Source organism: Pseudomonas sp. B7 (assembly GCF_016735645.1).
Taxonomy (GTDB): Bacteria; Pseudomonadota; Gammaproteobacteria; order Pseudomonadales; family Pseudomonadaceae; genus Aquipseudomonas; species Aquipseudomonas glycinae.
Map to the genome: position 1 here is coordinate 139,704 of NZ_JAERRE010000008.1, position 20,029 is coordinate 159,732.

Sequence of the window (20,029 nt, forward strand, 5' to 3'; positions counted from 1 at the left end):
ACCGCCAAAACTGCCTCCTGAAGGGAAGCTGACAAGCGCCTAAGCTGCAACCATTCAAAACAATACCTGGCGTCACACGACGCCAAAAAGGAGATCGCATGCTCGAGCTCACTGTAGAGCAGATATCCATGGGCCAGTCGGCTGTGGATAAACCCGCCGCTTTGCAATTGCTGGCCAGTCATCTGGTCGCCGATGGTCTGGTCGCCGACGGCTACCTCTCCGGCCTGCAGGCCCGGGAGGCTCAGGGCTCGACCTTCCTCGGCCAAGGCATTGCGATCCCCCACGGCACGCCCGAAACCCGTGATCAGGTGTTCGCCACCGGCGTGCGCCTGATGCAGTTTCCCGACGGCGTGGACTGGGGCGACGGCCAGATCGTTTATCTGGCCATCGGCATCGCCGCCAAATCCGACGAACACTTGCGCTTGCTGCAACTGCTGACCCGCGCCCTCGGCGAGACCGATCTGGGCCAGGCCCTGCGCCGCGCCAGTTCGCCCGAAGCATTGCTGAAACTGCTGCAAGGCGCGCCGCAAGAGCTGGCGCTGGATGCACAGATGATCGGCCTCGGCGTATCGGCCGACGATTTCGAAGAGCTGGTCTGGCGGGGTGCGCGTCTGCTGCGCCAGGCCGATTGCGTGAGCAACGGTTTCGCCGGGGTATTGCAGCAGGTCGAAGCGCTGCCGCTGGGCGATGGCCTGTGGTGGCTGCACAGCGAGCAGACCGTAAAGCGTCCGGGGCTGGCATTCGTCACGCCGGACAAACCGATGCGTTACCTCGGCCAGCCCCTCAGCGGTCTGTTCTGTCTGGCCAGCCTCGGTGAAGCGCATCAGGCGTTGCTCGAGCGTTTGTGCGCGTTGCTGATAGAAGGTCGCGGCCATGAACTGGGCCGTGCCACCAGCAGCCGCAAAGTCCTTGAAGTGCTCGGCGGTGAGTTGCCCGCCGATTGGCCGAGTGCGCGTATCGCACTGGCCAACGCCCATGGTCTGCATGCGCGGCCGGCGAAGATCCTCGCGCAACTGGCGAAAAGTTTTGACGGCGAAATCCGTGTGCGCATCGTCGACGGTCAGGACAGCGCCGTATCGGTGAAAAGCCTGAGCAAATTGCTGAGCCTCGGCGCCCGTCGTGGCCAGGTGCTGGAAATCATCGCCGAGCCGAGCATCGCCGCCGATGCGTTGCCGGCGTTGTTGGCGGCGATCGAGGAAGGCCTCGGTGAAGAAGTCGAACCACTGCCCGCAGTCAGCCAACAGCGCGAAGTCATCGCCGACATCGCCGAAGTCCTGAGCGCCCCGGCCTCCGGCAGCCTGCTGCAAGCGATTCCCGCCGCCCCCGGCATCGCCATCGGCCCGGCGCACATTCAGGTCCAGCAAGCCATCGACTATCCGCTGCGCGGCGAGTCCGCCGCCATCGAGCGCGAGCGTCTCAAGCAAGCGCTGGCCGACGTGCGTCAGGACATTCAGGGCCTGATCGAACGCAGCAAGGCCAAGGCGATCCGCGAGATTTTCATCACCCACCAGGAAATGCTCGACGACCCGGAACTCACCGATGAAGTCGACACTCGCCTCAAGCAGGGTGAAAGCGCCGAAGCAGCCTGGATGGCCGTGATCGAGGCCGCCGCGAAACAACAGGAAGCGTTGCAGGACGCGCTGCTCGCCGAACGTGCCGCCGACCTGCGCGACATTGGTCGTCGGGTGCTGGCGCAACTGTGTGGCGTGCAGACGCCCGCCGAGCCTGAGCAACCGTACATTCTGGTGATGGATGAAGTCGGCCCGTCCGATGTGGCGCGTCTGGAACCGGCGCGGGTCGCGGGGATTCTCACCGCCCGTGGCGGCGCCACCGCGCACAGTGCAATTGTGGCTCGCGCACTGGGGATTCCGGCGCTGGTCGGTGCGGGCGCTGCCGTGTTGCTGTTGAAACCGGGCACGCCGTTGCTGCTCGACGGCCAGCGGGGTCGCCTGCATGTGGACGCGGATGCCGCTACCCTGCAACGCGCCAGCGAAGAGCGTGACACCCGCGAACAACGTCTGAAAGCCGCCGCCGAACAACGCCATCAACCGGCGCACACCACCGACGGCCACGCCGTGGAAGTGTTCGCCAACATCGGTGAAAGCGCCGGTGTGATCAGCGCGGTGGAGCAGGGCGCCGAAGGCATCGGCCTGCTGCGCACCGAACTGATTTTCATGGCCCATCCGCAGGCGCCGGACGAGGCGACTCAGGAAGCCGAATACCGCCGCGTCCTCGACGGCCTCGCCGGTCGGCCGCTGGTGGTGCGCACGCTTGATGTCGGCGGCGACAAACCGCTGCCGTATTGGCCGATCGCCAAGGAAGAAAACCCGTTCCTCGGTGTGCGCGGGATTCGCCTGACCTTGCAGCGTCCGCAGATCATGGAAGCGCAGTTGCGCGCCTTGCTGCGTTCGGCGGACAACCGTCCGTTGCGGATCATGTTCCCGATGGTCGGCAGCGTTGAAGAGTGGCGTCAGGCCCGCGACATGACCGAACGCCTGCGTCTGGAAATCCCGGTTCCCGATCTGCAACTGGGGATCATGATCGAAGTGCCGTCCGCCGCACTGCTGGCGCCGGTGCTGGCCAAAGAGGTGGACTTCTTCAGCGTCGGCACCAACGACCTGACCCAGTACACCCTGGCCATCGACCGGGGTCATCCGACCTTGTCCGCCCAGGCTGACGGCTTGCACCCGGCGGTGCTGCAGCTGATCGACATCACCGTGCGCGCGGCCCATGCCCATGGCAAATGGGTCGGTGTGTGCGGCGAACTGGCGGCGGATCCGCTGGCGGTGCCGGTGCTGGTCGGCCTCGGTGTGGATGAATTGAGCGTCTCCGGGCGCAGCATCGCCGAGGTCAAGGCACGCATCCGCGAACTCAGCCTGACCCAGGCTCAAACCCTTGCTCAACAAGCCCTGGCCGTGGGCAGCGCCAACGAAGTGCGCGCATTAGTGGAGGCCCTGTAATGGCCAAGATTCTCACCCTGACCCTCAACCCGGCGCTGGACCTCACGGTGCAGTTGCCACGCCTTGAGGCCGGTCAGGTCAACCGCAGCGACGAGATGCACACCCACGCCGCCGGCAAGGGCGTCAACGTTGCGCAAGTGCTGGCCGACCTCGGTCATCAACTGACGGTCAGCGGCTTTCTCGGCGAAGACAATCTGCAAGCGTTCGAAACCCTGTTCGCCAAACGCGGTTTCACCGATGCGTTTATCCGGGTGCCCGGCGAGACCCGCAGCAACATCAAGGTCGCTGAGCAGGATGGACGCATCACCGACATCAACGGCCCGGGGCCGGTGGTCGGCGTAGTGGCGCAACAGGCGTTGCTGGAGCGTCTGGTGCAGATCGCGCCGGGGCATGACGCGGTTGTAGTTGCGGGCAGTTTGCCGCGCGGGGTCAGTGCGCAGTGGTTGCGTGAACTGGTCGAGCGCTTGAAGGCGTTGGGCCTGAAAGTCGCCCTGGACACCAGCGGCGATGCCTTGCGTGTGGCGCTCAAGGCCGGCCCGTGGCTGATCAAGCCGAACACTGAAGAGCTGGCCGACGCGCTGGGCTGTGAAGTGCTGTCCCACGCGTCTCAGGCCGAAGCAGCCAATCGGCTGCACGCTCAGGGCATTGAGCATGTGGTGATTTCCCACGGCGCCGACGGTGTGAACTGGTTCAGCGTCGGCTCGGCGCTGCATGCGACACCGCCGAAGGTCAGCGTCGCCAGCACGGTCGGTGCCGGCGATTCGTTGCTGGCCGGCATGCTCCACGGTCTGCTCAGCGCCGACACGCCGGAGCAAACCCTGCGCACTGCTACGGCGATTGCGGCGCAGGCGGTGACCCAGATCGGATTCGGTATTCACGATGCTGCGCAACTGACGCAGCTCGAACAGGGCGTGCGCGTGCGCCCCCTGACAGAACAATAAGAGGGTTTGTCATGAAGTTAGCCATTGTCACGGCCTGCCCGAACGGCATGGTCACCAGTGTGCTGTGCGCCCGGTTGCTGGATGCCGCGGCCCAGCGTCAGGGCTGGAGCACCAGCGTCGAAGTGGTGGATGCGGCGCACCCGGAACGCGAGTTGTCGGCGGCCACCATCGAGGCCGCCGAGTGGGTGTTGCTGGTCGCCACCGGAACTGTGGACATGACCCGGTTCATCGGCAAGAAAGTCTTTCGGATCGCGCCGGCGCAAGCCCTGCAGGATGTCGAAGACGTGCTGCGGCGTGGTGCGGTCGAGTCCGAGGTATATGTCGCTGACGAAACGCCGTCCGTGGCTGCCAGCGCCAATGCGCCGCGTCTGGTCGCTGTCACCGCGTGCCCGACCGGCGTCGCCCACACCTTCATGGCCGCCGAAGCCTTGCAGCAAGCCGCCAAGCGTCTGGGCTACGACCTGCAGATCGAAACCCAGGGCTCGGTCGGCGCGCGAAATCCGTTGAGCGCAACCGCGATTGCCGAGGCTGACGTGGTGCTGCTGGCGGCTGACATCGAAGTCGCCACCGAGCGTTTCGCCGGCAAGAAAATCTATCGCTGTGGCACCGGGATTGCGTTGAAACAGTCCGAAGCCACGCTGAAAAAAGCCCTGGCCGAAGGTGTCGTGGAAAACGCTGCCGGCGACGCAAAAGTCCCGGCCAAGCAAGAGAAAAGCGGCGTCTACAAACACCTGCTGACTGGCGTGTCGTTCATGCTGCCAATGGTGGTGGCGGGCGGTCTGATGATCGCCTTGTCGTTCGTGTTCGGCATCACCGCGTTCAAGGAAGAAGGCACGCTGGCGGCGGCGCTGATGCAGATCGGTGGCGAGACCGCGTTCAAATTGATGGTGCCTTTGCTGGCCGGTTACATTGCCTGGTCGATTGCCGACCGTCCCGGACTCGCGCCGGGGATGATCGGCGGTTTGCTGGCGAGCACCCTGGGCGCCGGTTTCATCGGCGGGATCGTCGCCGGATTTATCGCCGGCTACGCGGCCAAGGCGATCAGTCGGTATGTGGCGCTGCCGCAAAGCCTGGAAGCGCTGAAACCGATTCTGATCATCCCGTTGTTCGCCAGTCTGTTCACCGGGCTGGTGATGATTTACGTGGTCGGCAAACCGGTGGCCGGGATGCTCGCGGCGCTGACGCATTTTCTCGACAGCATGGGCACCACTAACGCAATTCTGCTCGGTGTGCTGCTGGGCGGCATGATGTGCGTCGACCTCGGCGGGCCGATCAACAAGGCTGCCTATGCATTCTCGGTGGGGCTGCTCGCCTCGCAGAGTTACGCACCGATGGCCGCGACCATGGCCGCCGGCATGGTGCCGCCGATCGGTCTGGGCATTGCCACGTTCATCGCCCGACGCAAGTTCGCCCAGACTGAACGCGAGGCGGGTAAAGCGGCGCTGGTGCTGGGACTGTGCTTCATCTCCGAAGGGGCGATTCCGTTTGCGGCGAAAGACCCGTTGCGGGTGATCCCGGCGAGCATTGCCGGCGGTGCGTTGACCGGTGCGTTGTCGATGTATTTCGGCTGCAAACTGATGGCGCCCCACGGTGGCCTGTTCGTGCTGGCGATTCCGAATGCGATCAACCATGCGCTGTTGTACCTGCTGGCGATTGTCGCGGGCAGCCTGCTGACGGCGGTGGTGTACGCGCTGGTCAAACGACCGGAAGCCGTGGAACTGGCGCTGGAGCCCGCGAAGGCGTGAGGTGTCACACCCCTTTCATCTAGCAGTGCTTAAGTTTTCCTTTTTTCAGGGAGAACACCATGAGCGATTTCAATCCCGGTCGCCGGCGCGTGATGCAAGCCGTCGGTGCCGGACTGCTGATGCCGGGGCTGGCGCCGGCCGTGATCGCGTCGGTCAAGGATCGACCGCAACTCACTGACGGCGTGCAATCCGGCGACTTGCAGGGCGACCGGGCGATGATCTGGAGCCGCGCCGACCGCCCGGCGCAGATGGTGGTGGAGTGGGACACCCGCAGCCAGTTCCGTCATCCGCGCCGGGTCGTCTCGGCGCTGGCCGATGCCCGTAGCGATTTCACCGTCCGCGTCGAACTCACCGGGCTGCCCGCCGATCAGGCGATTTTCTACCGCGTGTATTTCAAGGACGCCCGCACCGGCGTCGCCAGTGAACCGTGGCTTGGCCATTTGCGCAGCGCACCGACGGCGCGGCGCAATATCCGTTTTGTCTGGAGCGGCGACACCGTCGGCCAGGGCTTCGGCATCAACCCCGATATCGGCGGCATGCGCATCTATGAAGCGATGCGCATGCGCCTGCCGGACTTCTTTATCCACAGCGGCGACACCATCTACGCCGACGGCCCGGTGCCGGCGCAACTGACCACCGAGGGTGGCCGGATCTGGCGCAACCTCACCACCGAAGCCAAGAGCAAGGTTGCCCAGACCCTCGACGATTATCGCGGCAATTACCGCTACAACCTGATGGACGAAAACGTCCGTCGCTTCAACGCCGAAGTGCCGCAGATCTGGCAGTGGGACGACCATGAAGTGGTCAACAACTGGTCGCCGGGCAAGCAGCTCGACGAGCGTTATCAGGAAAAAAATATCCACACCCTGGTCGGACGTGCGCGTCAGGCCTGGCTCGAATATTCGCCGATGCGTTTGCAGGCCGCCGATGGCGGCGGGCGTATCTATCGCAAGCTGAGTTATGGGCCGATGCTCGATGTGTTCGTGCTCGACATGCGCAGCTATCGCGGGGCCAACGACGACAATCTCGGGGCGGAAAAACCGTTCCTCGGGCGCGAGCAACTGAACTGGCTCAAGCGCGGATTGAAGGCGTCGAAAGCCCAGTGGAAAGTCATCGCCGCCGACATGCCGATCGGTCTCGGTGTGCCGGATGGCGAGGTCAGTCCCGGTGTTGCGCGCTGGGAAGCGGTGGCCAACGGCGATCCTGGCCCGGCTCAGGGGCGCGAACTGGAAGTGGCCGAATTGCTCGGGTTCCTGCGGGCACATCAGGTGCGCAATTTCGTGTTCCTGACGGCGGATGTGCATTACTGCGCGGCGCATCATTACCACCCGGATCGAGCGGCATTCCAGGATTTCGAACCGTTCTGGGAGTTTGTCGCAGGACCGTTGAACGCCGGCAGTTTCGGCCCCAACCCGCTGGACAAGACCTTCGGCCCGCAAGTGGTGTTTCAGAAAGCGCCACCGACGCAAAACGCTTCACCGTTTGCCGGTTTTCAGTTTTTCGGCGAGGTGAACATCGAGGGGCAGAGCGGGGAGATGAGCGTGGTGTTGCGGGATCTGGAGGGTGTTGCGGTGTTCGAGCAGAAACTGCAGCCCGTCTGAATCCAGTGCTGAACCTGTGGGAGCTTGGTTGCTCCCACAGGGGATTCAGGTGGATCAATAAACGTCGCGACGATAGCGACCCTGTTCGATCAGACGTTCGACTTCGGCGGCGCCCAGCACTTCATTGAGCACCTGACCCACGCCCGACGCCATGCCTTGAAGGCTGCCGCAGATGTAGATCACTGCACCGTCCGCCAGCCATTTCTTCAACTCGCCGGCCGATTCGCGCAGGCGATCCTGGACGTAAATCTTTTCGGCCTGATCCCTTGAGAACGCCAGATCCAGTCGTTCCAGATCGCCATTGATCAACCACTCTTCCAGCTCCGCACGACAGAGGAAATCGTGCTCGCGATTGCGCTCGCCAAACAGCAGCCAGTGACGCTGCTGATTGTCGGCGATCCGCGCCTTGAGCAAGCTGCGCAGCCCGGCAAGGCCGGTGCCGTTGCCCAGCAGGATCATCGGCACCGCAGCGTTCGGCAGATGGAAACCGCTGTTGCGGCGGACCCGCAGGCTGATGCTGCCGCCGACCGGAGCATGCTCGGTCAGCCAGCCGGAGCCAATGCCGAGGCTGCCGTCGGCATGCTGTTCCTGACGCACGATCAGTTCCAGCACGCCGTCGGCGGCAATCGAGGCGATCGAGTATTCGCGCATGGCCAGCGGCACCATCGCATCGACCAGCGCTTGAGCATGCAGGCCGACCAGATGGGCGCGGTGCTCGGGCAATTGGCGGCTGGCGAGGGCCACTTCCAGCGGCTCTTGCAGGCCGTTGACCTTGACGCTGGTTTCACCACGGATGCCGAGGCCGTCGAGGAAATGTTCGATGGCCCACGGGCAGTTGCGCGGCAGCACTTCCACCAGGTCACCGGCCAGCCAGCTGCGAGAAGTCGGCGCGGTCAGGCCGAGCAGGAAGACCGGGGCGCCGCTGCTGTCCGGATTCATCAGCTCACGGCGTACCAGCGTCCAGTTCTCGTAGCTCGGCGCCTGCCAGGTGTCGACCGGCGCTTGCCCGGTGATCAGGCCGAGCTGGGTTTGCCAGTGACGCAGCGCGTAAGGGTCGCCGCTATCGACTTCTACCGGGGCGAACAGGGTTTTGCCGCCGTGTTCGCCCAGCCATTGATGCAGGCGTCGGGCGAAACCGCAGAAGTGCTGATACTGACGGTCGCCGAGGCCGAGCACCGCGTAGTTGAGGCTGTCGAGGGTCGAGGCGTTCTTCAATACCTTGCGCTCGAAACCGCGAGCGCTGTCCGGCGCGTCGCCGTCGCCGAAGGTGCTGACTACGAACAGCGCGTTGTTCGATTCGCGCAGATCCTGCTCGCTGACATTCGCCAGCGGCTGCACCTTCACCGGCAATCCGGCGGCCTGCAACTGGCCGGCGGTCTGCCACGCCAGTTGCTCGGCAAAACCGCTCTGGCTGGCGAAGCCGATCAGCCACGCGGGGGTATCGCCAGCCGGTTGGTCGAGGCCTTTGCGCGCATCCTTGATCTGCTTTTTCTTGCGGCGGCGATCCAGGTACAGCAGCCAGCCGGTGATGAAGAACAGCGGCATCAAGACGGCTGCGACGGTCACGATGATCCGCCCGACCAGCCCGAAATAGCTGCCGACGTGCAGCGCGTAAATGCTGGTCAGCAATTGCGCCTTGAAGCTCTTGTCGGCGTAGCGGTCGACCCGTTTGACGACGCCGGTGGCCGGGTCGAGGGTGATCTGGTTCAGTGCGCGGTCATGGGGCGAGCTGTCGAGCAGGTAGAACACGGTCGCCGGTTGGCCGGCCACCGGCGGCATGCGGATGTTGTAGGAAGCGAGGCCCGGGCCTGCGGTGCTGTAGATGCTGACCCACATGGCGGCGTAATCGGCAGTCGGCGCCGGACCTTCGGGGGCCGGGCCACGACCGCCGCGCACGCGCTCGTTTTGCGGCGCGTCGGAAAGCAATTTGGTCAGGCCTTTGTTGTACCACTCGTAGGACCAGGAGAGTCCGGTCAGCGCCAGCAACAGGTAAACCAGCATGCACCAGGTGCCGAACACCGAGTGCAGATCCCAATTGAAGCTGCGACCCTTTTTCTTCCAGTCGAGGGTCAGCCACACGCGCCAGCTGTTCCACTGGCGCGGCCACCGCAGGTACAGGCCGGACAGGCAGAAGAACAGCAGCATCAGGGTGCAGGCGCCGGTGATGTTGCGACCGGTATCGCCCATGGCGAGGAACCGGTGCAGTTGCAGCATCAGGCCGAAGAAGTCCTGGCCGGTGGCCTCGCCCTTGAACTCGGCGGTGTAGGGATCGAAGTAGCGCATCTCGCCCCGGCGCTCGCCTTTGGGCGGGGTGAACCAGACGCGCCCGGCGCTGCCGCTTTCGGTCTCGACCGAGAGCATCGAGACTTTCTTGCCCGAGGCGGCTTCGATCTGCGCCACCAGATCGGCGGGTGGCAGGACGCCGGCGACCTGTTTCTCGACCTGCAACACGGAGGGGTTGAGGGCTTTGAGAATTTCGTCCTGAAACGAATAGGCAGCGCCGGTGATGCCCATCAGGGCCAGCACCAGCCCGGCAGTGATGCCAAAAAACCAGTGCAACTGGAACAGGGTTTTCTTCAACACGTTGCTTGCCTTGTCCGTTCGGAGGTTGTGTTCACGGCGTGCATTATGCCGTGGCCTATCGAGAAACGTTCTTTATTACGCACAAAAGCCCCGCTCAAATGAATGAACGGGGCCCGGTGCTTCCGGCTTCTATCAGAAGTGGAAGTTGGTGCTCAGCAATGCCGTACGGCCCGCCGCCTGGTTGGCGAAGTGGGTCGAGAAGGCCTTGTCGTAGTAGGTCTCGTTGGTCAGGTTCTGCACGTTCAGTTGCAGGTCGACGTTCTTGCTCAGCTTGTACGCCGCCATCGCGTCGTAGCGAACGTAGGAATCGACCATGGTGGTGTTGGCCACGTTGCCGAACACGTCATCCACGTAGAACGCACCGCCACCGATGGTCAGCTTCGGCGTGACCTGGTAAGTGGTCCACAGGCTGGCGCTGTTTTTCGGCGTGTTGGGCAGCTCGTTACCGTTGTTGGCCTTGTTGGCCGGCAGGTCACCACCGTCCACTTGCTCGCTGTCCATGTAGGCGTAACCGGCGAACACTTGCCATTTGTCGGTGATCTTGCCGCTGGCCGACAGCTCGATACCTTGAACGCGGGTCTTGCCGGCGTTTTCGTACGAGGTGGTATCGACTTGGACACGCGCGTTTTCTTTCTCGGTGCGGAAGATGTCGGCGGTCAGCGACAGGCGATCGTTCAGCAGATCCCACTTGGTACCGATTTCGTAGTTCTTGGTGGTTTCCGGCTCCATGTCGCTCTTGAGCAGGTTTCCGTTGCGATCCGGCGTGCCGCCCAGCGGGTTGCCTTCCTGACCTTCACCCAGGGTGTTGCCCGGCGGTGTGGCGGAAGTTGCGTAGGACGCATAGATGCTGCCGTTCTCTGCCGGCTTGTAGACGATGCCGAACTGGCCGGTGACGAATTCGCTGGTATCCGAACCTTTGGAGGTGGTGGTGCCAGCGTTGGTGTAAGTCTTGTAGCCGGTTTCGAAGTGGTCGTAACGCAGGCCCATGTTCACCAGCCATTGCTCAGACAGCTCCAGGGTGTCGAACGCATACAGCGCGTAGGTATCGGACTGGGTGTCGGTGCCGGCGTAGTTGCGCGAGATTGCGCCGTTCCACGGATCGTTCGGGTTCGGGTTCGACAGCGAGGTGCAGTTGTAGCCGCTGGCAGCACCGATCAGGCCCGGGTTGCAGTTGGTGGTCACGGCCGAGGTGCGCGGCGTGGTGTCGGTGTTGACGTTGTAAGAGGATTTGCTGCTTTCCTCACGGGTGTATTCGACACCGGTGGAGAAGCTGTTCTTGAAGCCGGCAACGTAGAAGTTGCCGAACAGGTCGGTCTGGTTGGTGGTGGTCTCGGTGTTGCTCACGCGAGTGTTCGCACGACGCCAGACGCTGCCGTTGTTGACGTTGCCCTTGCTGTCGTCCGGCTGGGTCAGGATGTAATCCTGCATGCTGGTGCCGTGACGCAGGGTGTTCTTGATGGTCAGCGAGTCGCTCAGGTCATGCTCGATGGCGAAGGTCGCGGTGTCGGTGCGGCCCTTGCGGAAGTCGCGGTCCAGACCGTAGAAATTGCTGTGATCGCCGCCGGCGTACGGCTTGTCCGGGTTGGACTTGGTGCGCACCGCCGAGCCGCCGGCAGGGATGGTGTAAGGAATGCCCGAATCCGGGGTGTCATTGCTTTCGAGATGGTAGTAGTCGAGGTTGACGCGGGTGTCGGTGCCCAGGCCGAAGGCCAGGGACGGCGCGATGCCCCAACGGTCGTAGTCGACCTTGTCGCGACCGGCGACGTTGCTCTCGTGGCTCATCAGGTTCAGACGACCGGCAGCGGTGTCGCTGAACTGGTAGTTGCCATCCATGGTGTAGCGCTGGGTCTGGTCGGAGCCCCAGGTGAAACCACCGTCGAACGAGTTGCCCAGGTGCGCTTTCTTGCTCACCAGGTTGATGCTGCCGCCCGCCGCGCCGCGACCGCCGATGGCGGAGTTCGGGCCCTTGCTGACTTCGATGTTTTCCACGGCGAAGATTTCGCGGCTCTGCGAACCGGTGTCGCGCACGCCGTCGAGGTAGGTGTCGCCCTGGGCGTCGAAACCGCGGATGAACGGACGGTCGCCCTGCGGGTTACCGCCTTCACCGGCACCGAAAGTGATGCCCGGTACGGTGCGCAGTGCATCCTGCATGTTCAGGGCGCCGGTGTCTTTGAGTACCTGTTGCGGAATGACGGTGACCGAGCGCGGCGTGTCGACCAGCGGCGCGGTGTACTTGGGCGAGGAGGCTTTCTCGACCTGGTAGGACGTCGAGTCCTGGGCTTCGCCGGTGATGGCGGTGGCGTCCAGGGCGATGGCATTGCCGGTGGCTTTACTGTCGGTTTTTTCGGCGGCGAACACCATGTGGCCTGCGGAGCCGGCGGTAATTGCCACGCCGATGGCGGAAGCGAGCAGACGCGGTGAACTGACCGGTAATTGTGCGGGTTGACGTGCCATTTTTATTCCCCTCCCCAAGGATTTGAGGCGGCGAAATATAGGGTAAACAGGTATTCGTATCAATTGCGAAACATTGTTATTCGCACTGAATTTACATTCTTTACAATTTAACCTTACGGTTTTTGCCAGTTCATTCGTCTAGCGCGTTTTACACGGCCAATAAGAATCAATACCATTGGCATCCTTTTGTCATCTGGTGACGTCGCCATGCTCCTGCACATCCCCGCTCTGTTTGAGAAAGACGAAGTGCGGCGCATCCGCGAGGCTCTGGAACAAGCCGACTGGGCTGATGGAAAGATCACCGCCGGCTATCAATCGGCCAAGGCCAAGCACAATCTGCAGTTGCCGGAAGGCCATCCACTGGCCAAAGAGATTGGCGCGGCGATGCTTGAGCGCCTGTGGAAAAATCCGCTGTTCATGTCCGCCGCGCTGCCGCACAAAGTGTTCCCGCCGTTACTCAACTGCTACACGGCGGGCGGCAGTTTCGATTTCCACATCGACAACGCCGTGCGCCAGCCCAAGGGCAGTATCGAGCGCGTACGCACCGACCTGTCCGCCACGCTGTTTTTCAGCGAGCCCGAGGACTACGACGGCGGCGAACTGGAAATCCAGGACACTTTCGGCGCCCAGCGGGTGAAACTGCCCGCCGGCGACATGGTGCTGTACCCCGGCACCAGCCTGCACAAGGTCAACGCGGTCACTCGTGGTGCGCGTTATGCCTCGTTCTTCTGGACCCAGAGCCTGGTGCGAGAGGACAGCCAGCGCGCCTTGCTGTTCGAGATGGACGGTGCGATCCAGCAACTGACCCACGACATGCCCGATCACCCTTCGCTGATCCGCCTTACCGGCACCTATCACAACCTCTTGCGCCGCTGGGTCGAGGTGTAAGTGGCGGACTTTCGGTTGCGTCGCGAAGAAGTCCTCGACGGCGAACGCCTCACGGCCATGCTCGAAGAAAGTCCTGCCCGCGCGGCTCAGGCAATTCTGCTGGCGGCGGGTGACGGCGTGCTGGAGGCGCAGGCGCTGCTCGGGCAGATCCTGCTCGATGGCCACGGGATTGCTCAGGATCAGCCGTTGGCATTGCGCTGGTTTGAGATTGCTGCAGGGCAAGGTCATCTGATGGCGCGCAACATGCTCGGTCGCTGCCATGAACACGGATGGGGTTGTGTGGCGGACGCAGCAGTTGCCGCCAGGCATTATCGCGTTGCAGCAGATGAAGGGCTGGATTGGGCGATGTACAACTTCGCCAATCTGCTCGCAACCGGACGCGGTGTAGCGGTCGATCATTTTCAGGCCATGGCGTTGTATCAACGCGCTGCCGAGGCCGGTCATGCCAAGTCGATGAACTTGCTCGGGCGTTATCTGGAGGAAGGGCAAGTGTGCCCGTCGGATCCGGCAGCGGCCCGTGACTGGTATCGACGTTCGGCCGAAGGCGGAGACTTTCGCGGGCAGTTCAGCCACGCGGCAGTACTGGCGGCGGAGGGGCGCGTTGATGATGCGTTGGTCTGGCTGGAGAAAGCGCTGACCGGCGGCAACCTGAACTTCCTGCGAGTGGCCAGCCAGACGTTGGCAAGCGCAACCGATCCGCGAATCCAGGCACTGGCGCAGGCCTACGCTCGTCGTTGCGCCGAGTTACAGAACACCTGAATCGCAGCCACAAAAAAGCCCATGACACGTCATGGGCTTTTTGCATTACGCCAGCATCGCTTACACGTAGAACGACTTCAGCGGCGGAAAGCCATTGAACTCGACGGCGCTGTAGCTGGTGGTGTACGCACCGGTCGACAGCCAGTACAGGCGATCACCGATCGCCAGGTTCAGCGGCAGGCCGTACTTGTAGTTTTCGTACATGATGTCGGCGCTGTCGCAGGTCGGGCCGGCGATCACGACTTCTTCCATCTCGCCTTTCTTCTCGGTCCAGATCGGGAACTTGATCGCTTCGTCCATGGTTTCGATCAGGCCCGAGAACTTGCCCACATCGGTATAAACCCAACGCTCGACGGCGGTGCGGGATTTACGGGCGACCAGCACCACTTCACTGACCAGGATACCGGCGTTGGCGATCAGCGAACGGCCTGGCTCCAGAATGATTTCCGGCAGGTCATCACCGAAGTCTTCCTTGAGGAAGCGGATGATTTCTTCGGCATAGGTTTCCAGGCTGTTGGTGCGGGTGATGTAGTTGGCCGGGAAGCCTCCGCCCATGTTGATCAGCTTCAGGTGGATGCCGTCTTCTTCTTTCAGGCGCTCGAAAATCACTTTGACCTTGGCGATCGCCGCGTCCCAGACGCTGATGTCACGCTGTTGCGAACCAACGTGGAACGAGATGCCGTACGGCACCAGGCCCAGGTCACGGGCGAGGATCAGCAGGTCCATGGCCATGTCGGTCTGGCAGCCGAATTTGCGCGACAGTGGCCAGTCGGCCGTGGTCGAGCCTTCGGTCAGGATGCGCACATAGACTTTGGCGCCCGGTGCGGCCTTGGCGATGTTGCGCAGGTCGGCTTCCGAGTCGGTGGCGAACAGACGCACGCCCTTCTCATAGAAGTAGCGAATGTCCTTGGATTTCTTGATGGTGTTGCCGTAGCTGATCTGATCCGCGCTGACGCCACGGCTCAGCACTTTGTCCAGCTCATAGATCGAGGCGATGTCGAAGCTCGAACCCTTCTCTTTGAGCAGGTCGATGATCTCGACGGCCGGGTTGGCCTTGACCGCGTAGTAGACCTTGGCGAATTCGAAACCGGCGCGCAGGTCATCGTAAGCCTGGGCGATCATCGCGGTGTCGATCACCACGAACGGGGTTTCCTGTTTGTCGGCGAACGCCTTCATTTTCTGAAAGGTTTCGCGCGCGAAATAGTCTTCGACCTGGATCGACATACTTGGGACTCCTAGTGGCAAACGTCGTTAATCAATGGGTGCAAATGAACGTCCTCCGTATCCCCACTTTGGTTCGCCTACTTCCCAAGGCATGTCGCCGAAAGCAAAAAGGCCATGGGAAATGTAGTCTTTCTTTCCCTTGGCCTTGCTGTCTCGTCGTCAGTACTTGAGCCGGATGGATCGTTTCCAGCATGGACGTTCGGCGCGAACTTTAGGGCGTGAGGGGCCTGAGATCAACTAAAAATGTCGCGTTTTTGCACGCTTCTGACGTACGTCGCGGATATCACTCTTTGTACCCGACCGAGATGACGGCCAGATGTTCCGCAATAAATTTCAGGTGTTAAAAATACCTGCACGTTCGAAGCTGATGAGTGCCAAATCAAGGGTAAGTGTGATCGCTTCAATATCGGCGACGTTGGCTGCTAGAGAAGGATCAGGGGTGGTTTTTGGTAGTTTGGTAAGGCTCGTTTGAGGAGGTTCTGCGGGCGCTGCTGTTGAGATTTTTTTCCGCTCTGTGAGGGGAACGAAACCAGACATTTCTTTGGGGGAGCGAGCTTGCTCGCGAAGATATTTTCACCGTCGGCGTCATTGCTAAATGACATTTCGTCTTCGCGAGCAAGCGCTCGCTCCTATAGGGCCGCGTTTTACCTCTCCACAGTCTCCACGGGCAAGACGATATTGATCTTCGTCCAACGTGAACGACTCGAACTCGGATACACGAGCAGGCAGCGACCTCGAGCCCGTGCAGGCAACCAAGAAATAATCCTTGATAAATAAGCAGTTATATATTTCTGCGATTTCGACTGTCAGAGTTGACAGGTGGCAGTCGAGGTGGTGTGGAGTACGTTATGTTCTCAGCTACTTCGGAGACTCAGATAATGAACGTGAATATGAAAGGAAATGAAACAGTAACGGCGCAACGCAATCCAGACTTTCCAGATGATGGACCACATGTCAGTGCAGTATTTTCAGCACCTATGGCTGAGCTGATATATATGGAGCAGGAAGTTGCGGCAGGTAGAGATTATCCTGGCATTTATTGGTGTGGGAGTAACTTTAGGTTAGGGCGCTGGGGAGGGTATTTTGGGTTGCAAACTAATGGTGGTGCTGTCATTGGTGGTGTACCTTATTATAATAATAATATTTGTTCCGTTTGGGGTGTGGGGGGGGTCAATCCTGAGCTGGAGTATGGGGTTGAGGGATTGTACAGTGACATTTTTACGGGGGAGGGAGTAGGTCTGCATACTTCTCATGCGATGCCTTGGAAAGCTGGCTATGTGTATGCGACAGTTTTGCGCAGATGGTATCGGCCAGGAGACAGCTTTACGCGAGTTGCGACGTTTATGTATTCCTACGAAACAGGGAAGTGGACGCACTTTTCAACTATTAAGATTCCAGAGGGAAATGTGTCATTTGTGAATCCTACTACTGCGGGATTTCTAGAACGGTTTGGTGGAAGTGCTACGCGTTATGATGGCTTTTGGGGACCGTCCTACCGCATGAGTGCTGATGGGGTGTGGGAAAAACCGCTTTACTTCGAGGGGGCAGCAGGAGGTAATAGGCCTTGGACGTGGGATATTGTTCCTGATGGGGATCAGGCACTAGGTCGAGTGCAGGTGGTATGTGGTGGGACTAATTCAAATACTGAAAACTACAAAAAGGTCAACGTGCAGCCACACAGTGACAAGCCGGCTCCTGTGGATAATAAAATTGCTGTTATGGGGATGAATGCCCGCTATCAAAATGATGGAGTTTATGTCGAATGGGTAACTGATGATGGCCGAACCCCACAGTTTAGTCACTTGTTGCGGGTGCATACGGGCAGTGCGACAGGTCCTGTAATAGCAAGTAATACTGACTTTTTTCCGGAAAAGCGCTCTGCTGCATTTGCTATGGGCAAACCACAAGAGGAGTGTTATGTAAGTCTGGTGTTGACCGATATTTTCAATCAGCAATCGAACTATGGGTATACGAAATTATTGTAGTTTTCGGGGTTTCCTGTATTTGAGGTTTAAAGTAATTTGCTGGGTTGCGGGGTTTTTCGGTGTCGATACGCCGAAGATATTTCTTTGGTCGTAACCAATTTGGATGTTCTAAATGTATCGCCGCTCACTCGGCGAAGTGGCGGCGATATTTCTATATCAGGCTATTGCAGTGTCGGCTGGGGAAACAATACTGGTCTTTCCCACGCCACGTGATTTACCGGAACTCAGGTAAGCCGCAATCGACTCCTGAGTCACCTCGCCGAGGAATACTCGCTCGGCATCCATCACCGGCAACCACGCACGATTGAACTCGTACATGCGCGACAACAGGATGCGCAAATGCTCGTCGTAGGCAGCCGTGGCGTTGAACTCGCGCAGGAACTGCGCACAGGTGCCGGTCTGACGGTGCAGGTCACGACGGCGCACATAACCCAGTGCCTTGTTCTCGGCGTCAGTGACGACGACATAGCGACGGTCATGTTCGTCCATCAATTCCAGCGCATCGGCCACTGGCGTTTCAGGGCTGACCGACGGCGCATTGTCCGCGGCGTCCTCGGCTTTCACCAGCAGCAGACGTTTGAGAGTGCTGTCCTGGCCGACGAAGTTGCTGACGAAGTCATCTGCCGGATGGGCGAGCAGAGTGTCCGGATGGTCGATCTGCAGCAGCTTCCCGGCGCGGAAGATCGCGATCTTGTCGCCGAGCTTGATCGCTTCGTCGATGTCGTGGCTGACCATGATCACGGTCTTGTTCAGCGCGCGCTGCATCTCGAAGAACTCGTTCTGGATCATCTCGCGGTTGATCGGGTCGACCGCGCCGAACGGTTCGTCCATCAGCAACAGCGGTGCATCCGCCGCCAACGCACGGATCACGCCGATCCGTTGCTGCTGGCCACCGGACAGTTCGCGCGGGTAGCGATGCAGATACTGCTTGGGCTCAAGCTTGATCATGCTCATCAGTTCGCGGGCGCGGTCGTGGCATTTCTGTTTGTCCCAGCCGAGCAGTTTCGGCACCACGACAATGTTCTCTTCGATGGTCATGTTCGGGAACAGACCGATCTGCTGGATCACGTAGCCGATGTTGCGACGCAGGGTCACTTCGTCGAGGTCGGTGGTGTCCTCGCCGTTGATCAGGATCTTGCCCGAGGTCGGCTTGATCAGGCGGTTGATCATTTTCAGCGTGGTACTTTTGCCGCAACCCGATGGCCCGAGGAACACACAGATTTCGCCTTCATTGACGGTCAGGCTTACCGAGTCCACGGCTTTCACATCTTTGCCGTTGCTTTGGAAGGTCTTGCTGAGGTTTTGAAGTTCGATCATTTGAGGAGTCCTTTTGGAGTCAGCGAACGTTGCAGCCACTGCAAAATGAGGTCGGCGAAGATCGCCAGAAGACTGACCAGCAGCGCGCCGACGATGAGCATCGACATGTCGCTGCGGCTGATGGAGGCGAGGATCAGCACGCCGAGACCACCGGCGCCGATGGTCGCGGCGATGGTCATCACACCGATGTTCATCACCACCGCAGTGCGCACGCCGGCGAGGATCACCGGCACGGCGATCGGCAACTCGACCATGCGCAGGCGCTGGCCGAAGGTCATGCCGATGCCGCGTGCGGCTTCACGGATGCCCGGCTCGACGCCGGTCAGGGCGAGGTAGGTGTTGCGCATGATCGGCAGCAATGAATAAAGGAACACGGCGGTGATCGCCGGCATCGGGCCGAGGCCCTGGCCGAATTTCGAGTAGAACGGCAGCAGCAGGCCGAACAGGGCAATCGACGGCACGGTCAGCAGCACCGTGGCGCTGGCCTGCAAGGGACCGGCGAGGCTCGGGAAGCGTGTCATCAGGATGCCCAGCGGCACGCCGATGAGAATCGCCAGGCTGACGGCGATGCCGACCAGGGTGATGTGCTGCCAGGTCAGGTGCATCACCTGCTGCCAGTCGAGGTGGGAAAAGGCGTTCAAAAATTCCATGACTTTTCCTCCTTTAGTTCAGTGGATGCTGGCGCAGGAAATCGGCAGCGACTTTCGACGGGCTTTCGTGATCGACATCGACCCGCGCGTTGAGCTGGCGCATGGTTTCGTCGTCGAACAGCTCGGCCAGCGGCTTGAGTTGCTCGGCCAGTTGCGGATGCGCGTCGAGGTAGGCCTGACGCACGACCGGCGCTGCGGTGTAATCCGGGAAGTAATGCTTGTCGTCTTCCAGCAGCTTCAGGCCGAAGGCGTTGAGGCGACCGTCGGTGGTGTAGACCAGACCGGCGAACACCTGACCGTTACGCAGCGCGGTGTACACCAGCCCTGCGTCCATCTGCCGGATGTTCTGGCGGGTCAGGTTCATGTCGTAGAGCTTGACCATGCCGTCCAGACCGTCGGAACGGTTGGCGAATTCGGTGTCCAACGCGACCAGGTGATTGGTCTTGGCTTCAGCCTTCAACACGTCGTTCAACTGGCTGATGGTGTGGATTTGCGGATATTCCTCAGCCACTTTTTTCGGCAGGGCGAGGGCGTAGGTGTTGCTGAATTTCGACGGTGTCAGCCAGACCAGGCCTTTTTTCGCGTCGAGTTCTTTCACCCGTGCGTAGGACTGTGCGCTGTCGAGTTTTTCGGTGACGTGGTTGTAGGCCACCAGCGACACGCCGGTGTATTCCCAGAGCATGTCCAGTTGTCCGGTTTCGTGGGCGCTGCGGGCCAGGTTGCTGCCCAGGCCTCCGGTGATCTGCGCGTCGTAGCCTTTGCTGCGCAGGTATTGCGCGGTGATTTCCGCGAGCAGGGTCTGCTCGGTGAAGACCCGGGCGCCAAGGCGAATCACCGGTTTGTCGGCGGCTTGGGCGATACCTGCGAAGAGCAGCACGCAGCCCAGAATCAAGCTAAGTCGTTTCATATTCATTCCTTCGCA

General features: G+C 60.9%; 14 protein-coding genes. 7 read left to right on the forward strand and 7 right to left on the reverse strand.

Features of this window, described 5'->3' with window-relative positions; all coding sequences use genetic code 11:
• Positions 1 to 98: 98 nt before the first annotated feature.
• Genes ptsP through JKA62_RS18770 form a run of 4 tightly spaced genes read left to right on the forward strand, consistent with a single transcriptional unit; the run spans position 99 to position 7,247 of the window.
• Positions 99 to 2,960 (forward strand): phosphoenolpyruvate--protein phosphotransferase, encoded by a 2,862-nt coding sequence (gene ptsP / locus JKA62_RS18755; protein WP_201818996.1) that lies wholly within the window; start codon positions 99 to 101, stop codon positions 2,958 to 2,960.
• Positions 2,960 to 3,901, forward strand: coding sequence for a 1-phosphofructokinase (pfkB, locus tag JKA62_RS18760; protein ID WP_201818998.1), 942 nt, complete (start codon positions 2,960 to 2,962; stop codon positions 3,899 to 3,901). Before ptsP ends, pfkB begins: the two co-directional genes overlap by 1 nt.
• An 11-nt stretch (positions 3,902 to 3,912) precedes the next feature.
• Positions 3,913 to 5,646: a PTS fructose-like transporter subunit IIB gene (locus JKA62_RS18765; protein WP_201819000.1), complete on the forward strand. Its 1,734-nt coding sequence runs from the start codon at positions 3,913 to 3,915 to the stop codon at positions 5,644 to 5,646.
• 59 nt (positions 5,647 to 5,705) lie between these two features.
• Positions 5,706 to 7,247, forward strand: coding sequence for an alkaline phosphatase D family protein (locus JKA62_RS18770; protein ID WP_201819002.1), 1,542 nt, complete (start codon positions 5,706 to 5,708; stop codon positions 7,245 to 7,247).
• Between the two features lie 54 nt (positions 7,248 to 7,301).
• On the opposite strand, the gene JKA62_RS18775 is transcribed toward JKA62_RS18770, so the two are convergent.
• Together JKA62_RS18775 and JKA62_RS18780 are read right to left on the reverse strand one after the other, a co-directional pair.
• Entirely contained in the window at positions 7,302 to 9,830 is a 2,529-nt protein-coding gene (locus JKA62_RS18775) for a PepSY domain-containing protein (protein WP_201819004.1), read from the reverse strand.
• Positions 9,831 to 9,962: 132 nt separating this feature from the next.
• Positions 9,963 to 12,284, reverse strand: coding sequence for a TonB-dependent receptor (locus JKA62_RS18780; RefSeq protein WP_011332425.1), 2,322 nt, complete (start codon positions 12,282 to 12,284; stop codon positions 9,963 to 9,965).
• Positions 12,285 to 12,491: 207 nt separating this feature from the next.
• Between JKA62_RS18780 and JKA62_RS18785 the strand changes: the two genes are divergently transcribed.
• Positions 12,492 to 13,172, forward strand: a complete 681-nt coding sequence (locus tag JKA62_RS18785; protein ID WP_201819006.1) for a Fe2+-dependent dioxygenase — start codon at positions 12,492 to 12,494, stop codon at positions 13,170 to 13,172.
• 57 nt (positions 13,173 to 13,229) lie between these two features.
• Positions 13,230 to 13,931 carry a tetratricopeptide repeat protein gene (locus tag JKA62_RS18790; RefSeq protein ID WP_201819117.1) on the forward strand — a complete coding sequence of 234 codons (702 nt, stop codon included), beginning with the start codon at positions 13,230 to 13,232 and terminating at the stop codon, positions 13,929 to 13,931.
• Between the two features lie 60 nt (positions 13,932 to 13,991).
• On the opposite strand, the gene JKA62_RS18795 is transcribed toward JKA62_RS18790, so the two are convergent.
• Both JKA62_RS18795 and JKA62_RS28950 read right to left on the reverse strand, forming a co-directional pair.
• Positions 13,992 to 15,155, reverse strand: coding sequence for a type III PLP-dependent enzyme (locus JKA62_RS18795; protein WP_007953693.1), 1,164 nt, complete (start codon positions 15,153 to 15,155; stop codon positions 13,992 to 13,994).
• A gap of 333 nt (positions 15,156 to 15,488) precedes the next feature.
• Entirely contained in the window at positions 15,489 to 15,692 is a 204-nt protein-coding gene (locus JKA62_RS28950; RefSeq protein ID WP_181457907.1) for a hypothetical protein, read from the reverse strand.
• Positions 15,693 to 16,033: 341 nt separating this feature from the next.
• Between JKA62_RS28950 and JKA62_RS18800 the strand changes: the two genes are divergently transcribed.
• Positions 16,034 to 17,140: a DUF3472 domain-containing protein gene (locus JKA62_RS18800; protein ID WP_181457906.1), complete on the forward strand. Its 1,107-nt coding sequence runs from the start codon at positions 16,034 to 16,036 to the stop codon at positions 17,138 to 17,140.
• A gap of 156 nt (positions 17,141 to 17,296) precedes the next feature.
• Here the strand turns inward: JKA62_RS18800 and JKA62_RS18805 are convergent, their stop codons facing one another.
• The 3 genes from JKA62_RS18805 to JKA62_RS18815 are packed head-to-tail and all read right to left on the reverse strand — an operon-like array spanning position 17,297 to position 20,014.
• Positions 17,297 to 18,457, reverse strand: a complete 1,161-nt coding sequence (locus JKA62_RS18805; protein ID WP_011332429.1) for an osmoprotectant ABC transporter ATP-binding protein OsmV — start codon at positions 18,455 to 18,457, stop codon at positions 17,297 to 17,299.
• Positions 18,454 to 19,107, reverse strand: a complete 654-nt coding sequence (locus JKA62_RS18810; RefSeq protein WP_007953690.1) for an ABC transporter permease — start codon at positions 19,105 to 19,107, stop codon at positions 18,454 to 18,456. Before JKA62_RS18810 ends, JKA62_RS18805 begins: the two co-directional genes overlap by 4 nt.
• 13 nt (positions 19,108 to 19,120) lie before the next feature.
• A complete protein-coding gene (locus JKA62_RS18815) occupies positions 19,121 to 20,014 on the reverse strand; it encodes a glycine betaine ABC transporter substrate-binding protein (RefSeq protein ID WP_011332430.1) in 894 nt (297 codons plus the stop codon).
• Positions 20,015 to 20,029: the final 15 nt, after the last annotated feature.